Origin of the sequence: Gemmobacter denitrificans (assembly GCF_036964905.1) — a bacterium.
In the GTDB taxonomy this organism is placed as follows: Bacteria; Pseudomonadota; Alphaproteobacteria; order Rhodobacterales; family Rhodobacteraceae; genus Gemmobacter; species Gemmobacter denitrificans.
In genome coordinates this window covers 194,512-208,802 of the sequence record NZ_JBALHR010000003.1, presented here as the reverse complement: position 1 = coordinate 208,802, position 14,291 = coordinate 194,512, and the positions used below count along the sequence as shown (strand labels likewise).

14 protein-coding genes are annotated in these 14,291 nt (G+C 64.8%); 5 read left to right on the top strand and 9 right to left on the bottom strand.

All coding sequences use genetic code 11. From position 1 onward, the window contains the following. Nucleotides 1-5: 5 nt before the first annotated feature. From V6590_RS06745 to V6590_RS06735, 3 genes are all read right to left on the bottom strand, one after another. Nucleotides 6-926 carry a carbohydrate ABC transporter permease gene (locus V6590_RS06745; RefSeq protein WP_335421199.1) on the bottom strand — a complete coding sequence of 307 codons (921 nt, stop codon included), beginning with the start codon at nt 924-926 and terminating at the stop codon, nt 6-8. A gap of 81 nt (nt 927-1,007) precedes the next feature. Continuing rightward, entirely contained in the window at nt 1,008-2,258 is a 1,251-nt protein-coding gene (locus V6590_RS06740; RefSeq protein ID WP_335421197.1) for an ABC transporter substrate-binding protein, read from the bottom strand. Between the two features lie 44 nt (nt 2,259-2,302). Then, a complete protein-coding gene (locus tag V6590_RS06735; protein WP_335421195.1) occupies nt 2,303-3,184 on the bottom strand; it encodes an N-acetylmuramic acid 6-phosphate etherase in 882 nt (293 codons plus the stop codon). 153 nt (nt 3,185-3,337) lie between these two features. On the opposite strand from V6590_RS06735, the gene V6590_RS06730 reads away from it, so the two are divergent. Genes V6590_RS06730 through nagA form a run of 4 tightly spaced genes read left to right on the top strand, consistent with a single transcriptional unit; the run spans nt 3,338 to nt 7,111 of the window. Continuing rightward, nucleotides 3,338-4,171, top strand: coding sequence for a glucosamine kinase nucleotide-binding domain-containing protein (locus V6590_RS06730; protein ID WP_335421193.1), 834 nt, complete (start codon nt 3,338-3,340; stop codon nt 4,169-4,171). Beyond that, nucleotides 4,171-4,956 (top strand): GntR family transcriptional regulator, encoded by a 786-nt coding sequence (locus V6590_RS06725; RefSeq protein ID WP_335421192.1) that lies wholly within the window; start codon nt 4,171-4,173, stop codon nt 4,954-4,956. The genes V6590_RS06730 and V6590_RS06725 overlap by 1 nt, the downstream gene beginning before the upstream one ends. Continuing rightward, nucleotides 4,953-5,978: an SIS domain-containing protein gene (locus V6590_RS06720; protein WP_335421189.1), complete on the top strand. Its 1,026-nt coding sequence runs from the start codon at nt 4,953-4,955 to the stop codon at nt 5,976-5,978. The genes V6590_RS06725 and V6590_RS06720 overlap by 4 nt, the downstream gene beginning before the upstream one ends. A gap of 2 nt (nt 5,979-5,980) precedes the next feature. Then, the gene (gene nagA, locus V6590_RS06715; RefSeq protein WP_335421715.1) at nt 5,981-7,111 is read left to right on the top strand and encodes an N-acetylglucosamine-6-phosphate deacetylase; all 1,131 of its coding nucleotides are present in this window, start codon (nt 5,981-5,983) and stop codon (nt 7,109-7,111) included. Between the two features lie 19 nt (nt 7,112-7,130). On the opposite strand, the gene V6590_RS06710 is transcribed toward nagA, so the two are convergent. Beyond that, entirely contained in the window at nt 7,131-8,147 is a 1,017-nt protein-coding gene (locus V6590_RS06710; RefSeq protein WP_335421187.1) for a zinc-binding alcohol dehydrogenase family protein, read from the bottom strand. A gap of 107 nt (nt 8,148-8,254) precedes the next feature. Here V6590_RS06710 and V6590_RS06705 point away from each other — a divergent pair, with 107 nt between their 5' ends. Then, nucleotides 8,255-8,671, top strand: a complete 417-nt coding sequence (locus V6590_RS06705; protein ID WP_335421185.1) for a winged helix-turn-helix transcriptional regulator — start codon at nt 8,255-8,257, stop codon at nt 8,669-8,671. Here V6590_RS06705 and V6590_RS06700 read toward each other — a convergent pair. The 5 genes from V6590_RS06700 to V6590_RS06680 all read right to left on the bottom strand — a co-directional run bounded on the left by V6590_RS06700 (nt 8,608) and on the right by V6590_RS06680 (nt 14,250). Further along, complete coding sequence (locus V6590_RS06700) at nt 8,608-9,831, bottom strand: AGE family epimerase/isomerase (RefSeq protein WP_335421184.1); 1,224 nt, start codon at nt 9,829-9,831, stop codon at nt 8,608-8,610. The genes V6590_RS06705 and V6590_RS06700 overlap by 64 nt on opposite strands. A gap of 89 nt (nt 9,832-9,920) precedes the next feature. Then, entirely contained in the window at nt 9,921-10,817 is an 897-nt protein-coding gene (sucD, locus tag V6590_RS06695) for a succinate--CoA ligase subunit alpha (RefSeq protein WP_335421182.1), read from the bottom strand. Between the two features lie 13 nt (nt 10,818-10,830). Next, nucleotides 10,831-12,003, bottom strand: coding sequence for a malate--CoA ligase subunit beta (locus V6590_RS06690; protein WP_335421180.1), 1,173 nt, complete (start codon nt 12,001-12,003; stop codon nt 10,831-10,833). Between the two features lie 82 nt (nt 12,004-12,085). Beyond that, nucleotides 12,086-13,024 carry an HpcH/HpaI aldolase/citrate lyase family protein gene (locus tag V6590_RS06685; RefSeq protein WP_335421178.1) on the bottom strand — a complete coding sequence of 313 codons (939 nt, stop codon included), beginning with the start codon at nt 13,022-13,024 and terminating at the stop codon, nt 12,086-12,088. A 23-nt stretch (nt 13,025-13,047) separates the two neighbouring features. Continuing rightward, nucleotides 13,048-14,250 (bottom strand): pyridoxal-phosphate-dependent aminotransferase family protein, encoded by a 1,203-nt coding sequence (locus tag V6590_RS06680; RefSeq protein WP_335421176.1) that lies wholly within the window; start codon nt 14,248-14,250, stop codon nt 13,048-13,050. Nucleotides 14,251-14,291: the final 41 nt, after the last annotated feature.

Sequence of the window (14,291 nt, the reverse complement as noted above, 5' to 3'; positions counted from 1 at the left end):
CCCCCTCAGAACTGGTAGCGGCGCAGCCGCGTCTGGATGGCGAAGAGGTAGAAACAGACCCCGATCAGGATGATGAAGAACATCGCCGTCGCAATTGTCGCCCCCATATGCGGATCACCCAGTTGCAGCTGGAAGCCAAAGAAGGTGCGATACAGGAAGGTGCCCAGAATATCGGTGGCGAAATTCGGCCCGGCCAGCGCGCCCTGCGCCACATAGATCAGGTCGAAGGCGTTGAAATTCCCCACAAAGGTCAGGATCGAGATGATGCCGATCGAAGGCAGGATCAACGGCAGCTTGATCTTCCAGAATTGCGACGCGCCGGTCACCCCGTCCATCTCTGCCGCCTCGATCACCTCATCGGGGATCGACAGCAGCGCCGCATAGATCAGCATCATCGGGATGCCCACGAATTGCCAGACCGAGATCAGCGCCAGCGTGGTCAGCGCATATTCCTCCTTGCCCAGCCAGGGCGCGAACAGCGATTTCAGCCCCACGGCATCCAGCATCCCCGGTGCAATGCCCCAGATCGGCGACAGGATCAGCTTCCAGACGAAACCCACGATCACAAAGCTCAGGATCGTCGGAATGAAGATCGCCGTGCGGTAGAAGGCCGCCATGCGCAGTTTCGGCGTTGACAGGATCGCCGCAAGTGCGATCCCGATCGGGTTCTGCACCAGCATATGCACCACGAAGAACCACGCGTTATTGGCCAGCGCATTCCAGAACGCCGCCGACCAGCGCGGATCACCGAACAGCGTCACAAAGTTCGCAAGGCCCACAAAGACCCGCGCCTTCGCCCCATCGAGATTGAACAGCGACAGGTTCAGCGTGCCAAACAGGGGCACGATCATCAGCGCCGTATAAACCAGCACCGCCGGTGCCAGAAATACCGCGATATGCCAGCGAACGGCTTTCCGCTGCGCCATGACGCTCTCCCTGTTCATCTGTTCGAAAATATCCTCGGGGGGTCCGGGGGGCAGACAGCCCCCCGGCCTTTCCACCAGCGCTTACTTCTGGGGTTCGTACCAGCTGGCCAGACCGTCCTGCAGACGCTTGGCCGCTTCTTCCGGGGTTTCGGTGCCCTTGATCACATTGGCACTCGCATTCCAGGTTTCGTTTTCAAGGTTCGGCGTGCCCCGCGACAGGATCTGGTAGGTGGACCGGATCGTCGACTGGCACTTGCCACGCCAGGACACGAATTCCTGCGCCAGCGGGTCTTCCATCGCCACGGGCGAAGAATTCAGGCTGAAGAAGCCCGGCAGGGCATTGGCATAGAGCGTGGCAAATTCTGCGCTGCCGACCCAATCGAGGAAGGTCTTGGCAGCTTCGGCATTGGGTGATTTCGCGTTCATCCCAAGCGCGATGTCGGTATGGTCGCTGATATAGCAGGTGTCGCCTTCAGCCGCGACCGGCGGGGCAAAAGCGCCCATCTTGAATGTGGCCTGGGTGTTGAAGCCGCTGATTTCCCACGATCCGGCCGGATAGATGGCCGCGCGGCCCAGGGTGAACAGGTTCTGGCTATCCGGGTAGGTCTGCGCTTCGAACCCGTCGCCCAGATAGTCCTTCCACTTGGCCAGTTGCGCAAAGGGGGCCACCCAGGCCGGATCGGTCAGCTTTTGCGTGCCCGCGATCAGCGCCTTGCGGCCCTCTTCGCCCTTCCAGTAGTTCGGCCCGATGTTGTTATAGCCCATCGTGGCCGCTTCCCACTGGTCATTGGTGCCCATGGCCATGGGGATATAGGTGCCATCCGCCTTGATCTTGTCCAGCGCGGCGAAGAATTCAGCCTCGGTCTTGGGCACTTCGATGCCCAGTTCGGCAAAGGCATCGGCATTGTAGATGAACCCATGGATCACCGATGCCATCGGTACGCAGAAGGTGGCCGCGCCGTCATCGGTCTGCCAGGCCGATTTCGCGACATCGCTGAAATTCGCCATCGACCCCAGGCCCGACAGATCGGCCAGGTGGCCCTTGTTGTAAAGCTCCAGCGACGCGTCAAACGGCCGACAGGTGATAAGATCGCCCGCCGAACCGGCATCAAGCTTGGAGTTCAGAACCGCATTGTATTCGGCCGGTGCCGTGGGTGCGAACACCACCTTGATTCCGGGATGCGCGGCCTCGAAGGCCGGGATCAGCTTGTCCTGCCAGATGGCAAGGTCGTCATTGCGCCAGCTTTCGATGGTCAGCGTCACGTCCTGCGCCCAGGCGGCCCCCGAAAGCACCGTCGAGGCAAGCAGGGCCAGGCGGATGGTCTTGGTCATGGTCTTCTCCCTGTTGGGGCCCCTTTGCATGGGCCCGGTGGTTTTCAGCCGACCAGTGCGGACAGATGCCCGCCTTGCCCGGACAGAAGCGATGCGGCGGTATCAGGCGCATGGCCCTGCGCCACCAGAATGGCAGGTTTGACAGCGCCCGCCGTTGCCGCCAGCGCGGTTTCGGCCGTGGCACGGTCAACCCCGGCCACCGCAGAGACGATGCGCGCCGCGCGATCGATCAGTTTCGCGTTGTCGGCGACAAGATTGACCATATAGCCGTCATGCACATGGCCCAGCTTTACGCCGACCAGCGCCGAAATCAGGTTCAGCGCCACTTTCTGCGCCGTGGCCGCGCCCATCCGCGTAGACCCGGAAATCACCTCGGGGCCAGTATCCAGCAGGATCGCCAGATCGGACAGATCGAACAGCGCCGCCCCCGCGACATTGGCCAGGCCAATCACTTGCGCGCCGCGCGCCCGTGCAGCCTCGGCCACAGTCAACGCATAGGGCGTGCTGCCCGAGGCCGTCAGAACCAACACCACATCGCCCACACCAAGCCCAGCCTGCGCCACATCGGCCCGCGCCAGCGCCGGATCATCCTCGACACTGCCCACCATATGCAGCAACGCATCGGCGCCCCCGGCAAACAGCATTGGGGTCCGTTGCGGCGGCAGGCCGAAGGTTCCAGCCAGCTCAAGGCAATCAGCCAGCGCCATCAACCCCGATGATCCAGCCCCGGCATAGCCCATCTTGCCCCCGGCGCGCAGCGCATCCGCGCCCAGCTCCGCTGCCCGCGCCAGACCGGGCAAGGCCGGGCCAACGGCCGCCAGCGCAGCCTGCTGCGCTGCAAACAGGTCTGCCAGAATCCCCTCTGCCGGGCGGACATGAAGCCCCGCCGAAGCAGGATGTCGATCTTCCGTGCTGCGCTGCGTCATATGATTCCCCCTTCACCAATGACAATGCCAAATTAATACCAATTGTAAAGCCAAAACTTGAAGAACGTCAAAACATGCGGTTTACGCACCATTTTCAGTTTCCCCTTCCCATTTGGTATTGTTTTGGTATGTTGACGGAAAGAGGGAGGAGTCATGGCGTTCTTTCTGGGAATCGATGGCGGCGGCACGGGGTGTCGGGCGGCGCTCGCTGATGATCAGGGGCGCATTCTTGGCCAGGGCGCGGCGGGCCCGGCCAATATCGCCACCGATCCGCGCGGGGCAGAACGCAACATTCTGACCGCCGCGCAATCCGCCCTGCGCGAAGCGGGCCTTGCATCCGCCGACAAGGTGTCGGCCGTGCTGGGTCTTGCGGGCGCGAATGTATCGGCATCTGCCCGGGCCTTGACCGACCGGCTGCCCTTTGCACGCATCCGGGTTGTCAGCGACGCAGTGACTGCCGCCACTGGCGCACTGCAGGGCGCGGATGGGATTGTTGCCGCAATGGGCACGGGATCGGTCTTTGCGGTGCAGCGCGGTGGGCTGATGCAGCAATATGGCGGGCGCGGCTTTCTTCTGGGCGATGAAGGCAGCGGCGCGGCTCTGGGCCGCACCTTGCTGACCGAAGCGTTGCGGGCCGAAGACGGTTTTGCCAGCAGATCGCCACTTCTGTCGGAAGTTCTGCGTGAACTGGGCGGGGTCGAGGGCGTGATCGCCTTCGGCCTGCGGGCGCGCCCTGCCGATTTTGCCGCCTTCGCACCGCGCGTCATCAAGCCGGGTGATCCGGCTGCCGAACGCATCTTCGCCGCCGCCGTGGCAGAGATCGGCGCGATGATCGACCGGCTTCAGCATGGCGCACCATTGCCCGTGGTCTTTCTGGGTGGCGTGGGACCGGCCTATGCGGCCGCACTGGCGGGGCGCTGGCCGATACATCCGGCCTTGGGGTCGGGGCTGGATGGCGCGCTGCTTCTGGCACGGCAGGAGGTATGATGGAAAACCTGTTTTCGCCCGAAGGGTTCGAAGAAACCGGGGGCGGCCCGCTGTATCTGCAATTGCACCGCCGCATTGCCGAAGCCATCGCATCTGGGCGGCTGAAGCCCGGCGACAGCCTGCCGCCTGAACGCGAAATGGCCGCGCTGACCGGGCTGTCGCGCGTCACTGTCCGAAAGGGGGTAGAGGCGCTGGTGTCCTCGGGCCAGTTGGTGCAGCGGCGCGGATCGGGAACCTTTGTCGCGCCCCGGGTGGAACGGCTGGAACAGGCGCTGTCCCTTCTCACGTCATTTACCGAAGACATGGCCCGGCGCGGGCGGCAGGTGGTCAGCATCTGGCTTGCCCGTGGCCTGCATGCCCCCGCCCCCGAAGAGGTGATGGCGCTTGGCCTTGGCGCGGGCGACCGGGTCGCGCGGCTGGAGCGGGTGCGGTCGTCCGACGGTGTGCCCCTGGCCATAGAACGAGCCTCGCTGCCCGCGGAAATCCTGCCCGATCCCGATCAGGTGACCGGATCGCTCTATGCCCATCTGGAGGCGCGCGCCCTGCGCCCGGTGCGGGCAGTGCAGCGCATTTCGGCCACCAACCTCGGTGCAAGGGATGCCGAACTGCTGAATGTGACCCCCGGCGTGGCCGGGTTGAAGATCGAACGGGTCTCCTACCTGCCGTCGGGCAAGGTGGTGGAATTCACCCGATCGCTGTATCGCGGCGATGCCTATGACTTTGCCGTCGAACTGAAACTGGCGCCCGGGGTCAGCCCCGCGCCCGACGAAAGGATTGCGCAATGACCCAAAGCCACATGGCCCGCGAAGTGGCCGAAATCCCCGAGGCCGCAGCGCGATTCCTTGACCGGTCGGCTGCCGCCGTTTCTGCCGCCGCCGCCGCATTGCGCCGTGCCGATCCGGGGCTGGTGGTCACCGTGGCGCGTGGGTCATCGGACCACGCCGCCACCTATCTGAAATACGCCATCGAACTGGCAGCGGGGGTGCCGGTTGCTTCGGTCGGGCCTTCGGTCGCCTCGATCTACAAGCGGCCATTGCGGCTGACCGGTGCCGCCTGCATCGGCATTTCCCAATCGGGCCGCAGCCCTGACATCGTGGAGATGATGCGCAGCGCGGGCGAAAACGGGGCCCTGTCCATCGCCATCACCAATCATGCCGACAGCCCGATGGCAGAAGTCAGCGCCCATGCCCTGGCGCTGCAGGCGGGTGAGGAAAAAAGCGTCGCCGCCACCAAGACCTTTGTGACCAGCGTGCTGGCCGGACTGTCGTTGCTGGCGCATTGGCGCGAAGATGCCGACCTGCAGGCGGCCGTGGCAGGGTTGCCGGATGCGCTGGCCCGCGCTGTCACTCTGGACTGGTCGCCGCTTTCGGCGCGGCTCTCCCGCGCCTCGTCCGCCTTTGTGCTGGGACGCGGCCCGGCCTTTGCCACCGCGCATGAGGCTGCCCTGAAATTCAAGGAAACCAGCGGCATTCATGCCGAGGCTTATAGTGCCGCCGAAGTGCTGCATGGCCCTGCGGCCATCGTGCAGGCCCATTTCCCGGTGCTGGCGCTCGGGGTGGATGACGCCGCCCTCCCGCAGCTTTGCGCGACGGCCGAACGGCTGGCATCGCAGGGGGCCGATGTCTTTGTGACCGGTGCCACAGTGCCCGGCGCAACCACGCTGCCGATGATCGGCGGGCTGCATCCTCTGGTGGCGCCGCTGGTCACCATGGCGGGGTTCTATGCCTTTGTCGAAGCCCTCGCACGGCGGCGCGGCTTTGACCCCGACACGCCGCCCCATCTGCGCAAGGTGACCGAGACGGTATGACCATGACCACAATCCTTTCGGGCGCCCGGATCTTTGACGGGCAGCGCTTGCATGACGGGCTGGCCATGGTCATCGAACAGGACCGGATTGCGGCGCTGATCCCAACCCCGGTCGAGGGCGCGCAGATCATATCGGGGGTGCTGGCCCCCGCCTTCATCGACCTGCAGGTCAATGGCGGGGCAGGACATCAGGTTGGCCCCGCAACCACGCCCGCCGATCTGGCGGCCATCTGCGCCGCGCATCGGCGGCTGGGCACGGCAGGGATTCTGCCCACGCTGATTACCGATACCGCCGAAACCACAGCGCGGGTGATCGAAGCGGGGCGCGATTGTCAGGGCACACCCGGCTTTCTGGGCCTGCATCTGGAAGGCCCGCATCTGGACCCGCGCCGCAAGGGCGCGCATGACCCGTCGCTGATCCGCGCGATGACCCGCGCCGATCAGGATCGGATTGCGGCGGCTGCAGCCGATCTGCCCGCGCTGCTGGTCACGCTGGCCCCTGAAAGCGCCCAACCCGACCAGATCGCAGCTTTGGCGGCAGCGGGCGTGGTGGTCAGCCTCGGGCACACCGATTGCAGCCATGCCACCGCTCAGACGGCCTTTGCCGCAGGCGCGCGCTGCGTGACCCATCTTTTCAACGCCATGAGCCAGCTTGGCAATCGCGAGCCCGGCCTGGTGGGGGCAACGCTGTCGGGAACGGCTGCGGCGGGGATCATTGCAGACGGTATCCATGTCCATCCCGATACGCTGCGCATCGCCATGGCTGCCCGGCAGGACGGCCTGTTTCTGGTCACCGATTGCATGGCCTTTGCCGGTACCGAGCTGACCGAACTGCAGTTGAACGGTCGCCGGGTCTTGCGCCGGGCCGGGCGGCTGGAACTGCCAGATGGCACCTTGGCCGGGGCCGATCTGACCATGGCGCAGGCGATCCGCACGCTGATCACCCAGGTCGGCATCGCGCCGGAACGCGCTCTGGCCATGGCCAGCCGCATTCCGGCAGATCTGATCGGGGCGGCGGATCGCTTTGGAACCCTCGCGCCGGGCCGGGCCGCAGAACTGGTGCTGCTGTCTGACGACTGGGCGCTGAAGGGCGTCTGGTCAGGTCCGGAATGGCTGGTGCCGCCCGCGGCCTGACCCGCAAGTGCCCCCGCGATCAGAAGCCCTGAAGCACGATCTTGCCGCGCGTCCGTCCGCTTTCGATAGCGGCATGGGCGTCGCGCAGATTGGCCGCATTGATCGGGCGCAGGACTTCGGTGACGGTGCTGCGTATCTGCCCCGCATCGACAAGCCGCGCCACCTCTGCCAGCAGCCTGCCCTGTTCGCCAATGTCGGCTGTCCCGAAGATCGGCCGGGCAAACATCATTTCCCAATGCAGCGATACGGCCTTGCGCTTGAACAGCATCAGGTCCAGCGGCGCCTCGGGATCATCGATCAGCCCCACCTTGCCCTGCGGCGCGATCAGTTCGGCCACATCCTTCTGATGCAGATGGCTTTGCGTTGTGATGAACACATGCCCCGGCGCACCGATCCCCAAGGCCGCGATCTGCGGAGCAAGCGGTTGGCCGTGATCGATCACATGATGTGCGCCCAGCTGATGCACCCAATCCTTCGTTTCCGGGCGCGAGGCCGTGGCGATCACCGTCAGCCCTGTCAAGGCCCGCAGCAGTTGAATGGCAATGGATCCCACGCCCCCCGCACCGCCGATCACCAGAACCGCAGGGGCCGCGCCGGGAATGGGCCGGGTCACCTCCAGCCGGTCGAACAGCATCTCCCAGGCGGTAATCGCGGTCAGCGGCAGAGCGGCAGCAGCGGCATCGTCAAGGCTGGCCGGGGCGCGGGCCGCGATGCGCGCATCAACCAGATGCAGTTCCGCATTGGCCCCGGGACGGGCAACGGAACCGGCGTAATAGACACGATCCCCCGGCGTAAATCCCTGCGCCTCGGGGCCCATGGCTTCGACGATGCCCACAGCATCAAAGCCCAGCACGCGATAGGCGCCGGGATCGGGTGCCGCATTGCGGCGCACCTTGGTATCGACAGGGTTCACCGAAACGGCACTGACCCTGACCAGCAGATCCTGCCCGCCAGGCATGGGATCGGGCAAGGTGATGTCTTCCAGCGCGTCAATCCGCGTGATCGCGCCGGGGCTGCGGTAACCGATGGCTTTCATGGGGCTCTCCTGTAGCTCAACTTGCGTATAGGGCCAATCTGGTCAATACTGCACATGGCGACAATACGCACAAAGAACGCCTATACTATCAAAAAGGATACTACCCCATGGCCAAAGCCAGCCATTCCCGGTTCGACTGCAATCCAGGTTGCGCCGTCGAAGCGGCGATCAATCTGATCGATGGCAAATGGAAGTCGATCCTGATGTTCCAGTTGCTGTCAGGCACCCGGCGCTTCAACGAATTGCGCCGCCTGCTGCCCAATTGCACCCCGCGCATGATGACCAACCAGTTGCGTGAACTTGAACAGGATGGGCTGGTGATCCGCACGGTTTACGCGCAAGTGCCGCCCAAGGTGGAATATAGCCTCTCCCCCCTGGGCCGCAGCATGGAGCCGGTGCTGATGGCGCTGAAACACTGGGGCGATGCCAATATCGGACGCTATGGCAAGCCCCACGCAGTTCAGACCTGCAGCGGCGACAGCAGGCGCGACAGGCCCGAAGACAGCGGCAGAACCGCCGCCTGAACCGAATGATAGATGTCGGGCTTGCCGTGGAACTGGGTCACGGTCAGTCGGCCATCGGCGTCGATTTCCGGGAACCAGCCGCCATGGTCATGGTCGATGAAATGGGCATCGGCAAAGCGCCAAAGCTGGCGATACCAGTCTTCATCCCCCGGCTGCGGGTCGGCCTTCATCAGGGCTTGCAGCGCGCCGATGGCCTCGGTCACGGGCCACCAGTAGCGATCCGCCATATCCACCGCGCCGCCGTGATGCAGTGTATAGGCCAGGCCGCCACCCGGCAGCCAGGCATCGGCCATGGCGCGCGTGACCAGCGCCCGCGCCCGCTGGGGCGCGCCAGTGTCGGGGCGGCCCGACAGATCCCAATGCTGCAGCGTCAGGCGGGCAAATTCGAAGGAATGGCCAGGCGTCGTGCCCGCCGGGCGGAACATCGGGTTGCCCCGATACCCGGCATCGACCTGCCAGCTTTCGGTGTAATGTTCGGGGATGCGCCAGTCATGGGCAGGGGCCATGCGCCCGATCAGGAAATCCAGAATCCGCCCGGCGCGTGACAGGTATTCGCCATCCCCTGTCGCCTCATGGGCTGCCAGCAGCGCCTCGACCCCGTGCATATTGGCATTCATGCCACGATAGGTGGAAAAGGGCTGCCAATCGCGGGTGAATTCATCGCGGAACAGGCCATGGCTGTCATCCCAATAGTGCCGGTCCAGCACCTCGGCCACATCGGCCAAAAGGCGATCGGCATCGTGATGGCCTGCCATCTTCGCGCTGGACGCCGCCAGCAGGACGAAGACATGGCCATAGGCCAGCTTTACCCCATCCGAAATGGCACCATCCTTCACCGCCCAGACATAGCCGCCATGTTGCCCATCGCGATGGACGTTCCACAGGAAATCCATCCCGGCATCAATCATCTCGGGTGCATCATGCAGGCCGGTGCAATGACCAAGCGCATAGGAATGCACCATCCGCGTCGTGCTGTGCAATTCCTGCGCCATGCCGGGGATCGGCGTACCATCATGGGCCAGAATGGCGAACCCGCCGCCCGCCCGCAGACTGCGCCGGAAAAACCTGAACTGCGCCTGCGCCTCGGCCTGCAACCAGGCGCGGTGGACAGGATCGCTGATCCAGTGGCGGGCCGTGTCAGAGGCAAGTGGCTGGGGCATGGCTGACCTTCGGGCAAATACGGCCAGCACATAAAGGCGGGAAGGCGGCACGAGGGCAAGCCCCGCTTTCCCGATCCGTCACGCCGCCCTCAGGCGGCAGCGCGACGGTTCAACACCCCGGCCATCGTGGCCCCGATGACCGAAGGGTTGGGGGCGATGGTGATGCCTGCTGCTGTCAGTATCTCCACCTTCTCCTGCGCGCTTTCGCCAAAGGCCGACACGATGGCTCCGGCATGGCCCATCTTGCGGCCCTTGGGTGCGGACAGACCGGCGATATAGGCGACAATCGGCTTGGTCATATGGCGTTCCGCCCAGGCTGCAGCCTCGGCCTCCTGCGGGCCGCCGATCTCGCCGATCAGCACGACGGCATCGGTTTCGGGATCGGCCTCGAACAGTTCCAGAATGTCGCGGAAGCTGGACCCGTTGATCGGATCGCCCCCGATGCCCACGCTGGTGGATACCCCGATGCCAAGCGCCTTCATCTGGCTGGCGGCTTCATAGCCCAGAGTGCCGGACCGACCGACAATCCCGACCCGGCCGGGCATGTAGATATGCGGCGGCATGATGCCCATGAACCCTTTGCCTGGGCTGATGATCCCCGCGCAGTTCGGGCCAATCAGCCGCATCTTGCGCGCCTCGGGATAGCGGCGCAGGAACCGCTTGACCTGCATCATGTCCTGCGCGGGGATGCCGTCGGTCACGCAGACCGCCGTGCGGATACCGGCATCTGCCGCCTCCATGATCGCATCGGCGGCAAAGGGTGGCGGCACGAAGACAAGGCTGGCCTCGGCGCCCGTAGCCTCGACCGCCTCGCGGACAGTGTTGAACACCGGGCGATCCAGAAAGGTGGTGCCGCCCTTGCCGGGGGTCACGCCGCCCACGACATTGGTGCCGTGGCGGATCATGTCGGTCGCATGAAACTGCCCGATGCGGCCGGAAATGCCCTGCACGATGACGCGGGTGGATTCAGTGATGAGAATGGCCATGAAGCGCCCCCTTTCAGGCTGCCAGTTTCGTGCGCAGGCCCACCGCCGTCGCGGCGGCTTCGGCCAAGGTATCGGCGGTATGCAGGGGCAATCCGCTGGCGGCGAGGATGCGCTGGCCTTCCTCGACATTGGTGCCCGCCAGACGGACGACGACCGGAATGGTCATCCCCACCTCGCGGTAGGCCTGCACCACGCCTTCGGCCACCCAGTCGCAGCGGTTGATCCCGGCGAAGATGTTCACAAGGATCACCTGCACATTGCGATCGGCCAGCACGGTGCGGAAGGCCCGCACCACACGTTCGGGGCTGGCCCCGCCGCCGATATCCAGAAAATTGGCAGGCTCGCCCCCTGCAAGCTTGATCATGTCCATGGTCGCCATGGCCAGTCCGGCGCCGTTGATGATGCAGCCGATATCGCCGTCAAGCCCGACATAGGCCAGCCCGTGATCCCCCGCCATGCTTTCGCGCGGGTCTTCCTGACTGCGGTCACGCAATTCGGCCACATCGGGGCGGCGATACAACGCGTTGGTATCAAAGCTCATCTTCGCATCCAGCGCCATCAGGTCGCCATTCCCGTTGATGATCAGCGGGTTGATTTCCACCATCGTCGCGTCAAGATCGCGATAGGCGCGATAGCAGGCGGTCAGAACCGTGATCATCTGGGCGATCTGCCCCCCTTTCAGGCCAAGCGCGAAGGCCAGTTCGCGCGCCTGATAGGGCACCAGCCCGACAGCCGGATCAATCACCATGCGGCGCAGCGACCCGGCATCGCTTTCGGCCAGATCCTCGATCTCCATCCCGCCATGGGCCGAAGCCACGATCATGATCCGTTCGGATTTGCGATCCAGCACAAAGCCCAGGTACAGTTCCTGCCGGATTTCCGATGCCGCCTCGACCCAGAGCCGATAGACCGCCTTGCCATTGGCATCGGTCTGTTTGGTGACGAGCTGGCGGCCGAACAGGCTGCGGGCATACTCCTGCAACTCTTCTTCCGACCGGCACAGCCGGACGCCACCTGCAGCACCGCGGCCACCGGAATGGATCTGTGCCTTGACCACCCAGGCGCTGCCGCCCAGTTCGCGGGCGCGGTATCCGGCCTGTTCAGGGCTGTAGGCGAGCCCGCCGCGCGGCACCGGCACACCAAAACGCGCCAGGATTTCCTTGGCCTGATATTCGTGAATATCCATCTTGTCCTCCCATGGGGATGCAGCCGCCCGGCGGGGCGATGACGCGGATCAGACACCCGCGCCGGGACAGGCTGACAGGGGTTCAGCGGGCGGCGATGGCGTCAGCCAGCACCAGCACATTGCGCGCCATCCGTTCCGATGCCGCATCGATCATCTTGCCATCCAGTGCGGCGGCGCCCCGGCCTTCGGCCTCGGCCTTGCGCAATTCCTCGATGATGCGGCGCGCGCGCGTCACCTCGGTTTCGGGGGGCGAAAACACCTCGTTGGCCAGCGTCACCTGGCTCGGATGGATGGCCCATTTGCCATCGCAGCCCAGGGCCGCAGCCCGGCGTGCGCCTTCCTTGTAACCTTCGGGATCGCTGAAATCGCCAAAGGGGCCATCAATCGCACGCAGACCATAGGCGCGGCAGGCCACCACCATGCGGCTGATGGCCGAATGCCACTGGTCGCCCGGGTAATGCGGGTTGAGACCGCCGATATTCGTGGTGCGCGCGCGCATCGAGGCCGCATAATCGGCCACGCCGAAATGCAGCGCCTCCAGCCGGCCGCCGAACTGGGCAATGGCCTCGACATTGGCCATGCCAAGCGCTGTTTCGATCAGCGCCTCCAGCCCGACACGGGAGGTATGACCCTTAGCCATCTCGATCTGGTTGACCATCGCTTCGACCATGTACAGATCGCCCGGCACACCAACCTTTGGCACCAGCAGCGTATGAACCCGGTCGCCCGCCTGTTCCATGACATCGACCACGTCGCGATACATGTAATGGGTGTCCAGCCCGTTGATGCGAACCGACACGGTCTTGCCTGCCGCTGCCCAGTCGATGTCGTTCAGCGCCTGAATGCAGTTCTTGCGGGCCCGTTCCTTTTCGGGCGGGGCGACCGCATCTTCAAGGTCCAGAAAGACGTAATCGGCGGGGCCGGTCGCGGCCTTGTCGATCATGGCAGGGTTGGAGGCCGGGACGGCAAGTTCCGAACGCTGCAGGCGTTGACGCCGCAGCGGGTGCAGGGTGTGGCTCATGGTATCCTCAGGGTAAGTCGGGATTATTCGGCAGCGACGGCTGCAGCAGACTGGCGGGCGACAGGGCGGACAAAGGCAGCCTGCGCTGCGGCCACGCCACTGCCCAGGGTGATCTCTGCCCCCGCCTCGACCAGCGCCAGTTCGGCCAGCGCTATGGCGGTCAGGCACATGCCTTCGTTCAGATCGCCCAGATGGCCGATGCGGAATACCTTGCCCGCCAGCGGGCCAAGCCCGGACCCGAGCGAACAGTTGTAGCGGTCATAGGCAATACGGATCACCTCGCGCGCATCGACATGCGCGGGCGTACGGATCGCAGTGACCGTATCCGATTGCAGCAGGGGATGTTCGGCGCAAATCTCCAGCCCCCAGGCCGCCACGGCACGACGTACACCATTGGCGAGCCGCCGGTGGCGGGCATAGACAGTGTCCAGCCCCTCTTCCTGCATCCGGGCCAGCGCCGCGCGCAACCCGTGCAGCAGGGGCGCGGGCGGGGTATAGGGGAACGACCCGGCCTCATGCGCGCGCAGCATATCCTTCAGATCGAAGAAGGCGCGGGGCATGCGGGCCGTTTCGCAGGCTTGCAGCGCCTTGGGGCTGACACCAAGAATGCCCAGACCCGCCGGCGACATCAGCCCCTTCTGGCTGCCGGTCACCGCCATATCGACACCCCAGTCATCCATGCGGAACGGAATCGACCCGATCGACGACACGCCATCGACAAACAGCAGCGCATCGTGGAAGGCCGAATCCAGCGCGGCCCGCACCGCCGCCACATCCGATGTGACCCCGGTCGCCGTTTCGTTATGGGTGACGAAAACCGCCTTGATCTCGCCCCGCCGATCGGCCCCCAGAATACGGGCGAATTCGTTCACCGGTACGCCCGCCCCCCAGGCAACATCAACAATCACCGGATCAAGCTGCAGCTTGCGGGCCATCTCGGCCCAGAGATGCGAGAAATGGCCGTGGCGTGCCATCAGGACCTTGTCGCCCGAGTTCAGCGTATTGCAGATTGCCGCTTCCCAGCAGCCGGTGCCCGATCCGGGGAACAGGGCCACGTGGCCCTTGGTGGTGCCCAGAACGGGCTTCATCCCTTCGGTCACGGCTGCGGTCAGGATGCCGAAATCGGCGGCGCGGTGGTCCTGCATCGGCACGGCCATCGCACGGCGGACAGCTTCGGGCACATTGGTCGGGCCCGGAATATACAGGTGGGCAAGTCCAGTCTTCATCGCAATCCTCCCATCGCGTTGACGGCACTCAGCCACAGATT

What these genes read in the sequence shown, in the direction of transcription:
- V6590_RS06745 (WP_335421199.1), bottom strand. Translation starts at nt 926, where the DNA reads ATGGCGCAGCGGAAAGCCGTTCGCTGGCATATCGCGGTATTTCTGGCA.
- V6590_RS06740 (WP_335421197.1), bottom strand. Translation starts at nt 2,258, where the DNA reads ATGACCAAGACCATCCGCCTGGCCCTGCTTGCCTCGACGGTGCTTTCG.
- V6590_RS06735 (WP_335421195.1), bottom strand. Translation starts at nt 3,184, where the DNA reads ATGACGCAGCGCAGCACGGAAGATCGACATCCTGCTTCGGCGGGGCTT.
- V6590_RS06730 (WP_335421193.1), top strand. Translation starts at nt 3,338, where the DNA reads ATGGCGTTCTTTCTGGGAATCGATGGCGGCGGCACGGGGTGTCGGGCG.
- V6590_RS06725 (WP_335421192.1), top strand. Translation starts at nt 4,171, where the DNA reads ATGGAAAACCTGTTTTCGCCCGAAGGGTTCGAAGAAACCGGGGGCGGC.
- V6590_RS06720 (WP_335421189.1), top strand. Translation starts at nt 4,953, where the DNA reads ATGACCCAAAGCCACATGGCCCGCGAAGTGGCCGAAATCCCCGAGGCC.
- nagA (WP_335421715.1), top strand. Translation starts at nt 5,981, where the DNA reads ATGACCACAATCCTTTCGGGCGCCCGGATCTTTGACGGGCAGCGCTTG.
- V6590_RS06710 (WP_335421187.1), bottom strand. Translation starts at nt 8,147, where the DNA reads ATGAAAGCCATCGGTTACCGCAGCCCCGGCGCGATCACGCGGATTGAC.
- V6590_RS06705 (WP_335421185.1), top strand. Translation starts at nt 8,255, where the DNA reads ATGGCCAAAGCCAGCCATTCCCGGTTCGACTGCAATCCAGGTTGCGCC.
- V6590_RS06700 (WP_335421184.1), bottom strand. Translation starts at nt 9,831, where the DNA reads ATGCCCCAGCCACTTGCCTCTGACACGGCCCGCCACTGGATCAGCGAT.
- sucD (WP_335421182.1), bottom strand. Translation starts at nt 10,817, where the DNA reads ATGGCCATTCTCATCACTGAATCCACCCGCGTCATCGTGCAGGGCATT.
- V6590_RS06690 (WP_335421180.1), bottom strand. Translation starts at nt 12,003, where the DNA reads ATGGATATTCACGAATATCAGGCCAAGGAAATCCTGGCGCGTTTTGGT.
- V6590_RS06685 (WP_335421178.1), bottom strand. Translation starts at nt 13,024, where the DNA reads ATGAGCCACACCCTGCACCCGCTGCGGCGTCAACGCCTGCAGCGTTCG.
- V6590_RS06680 (WP_335421176.1), bottom strand. Translation starts at nt 14,250, where the DNA reads ATGAAGACTGGACTTGCCCACCTGTATATTCCGGGCCCGACCAATGTG.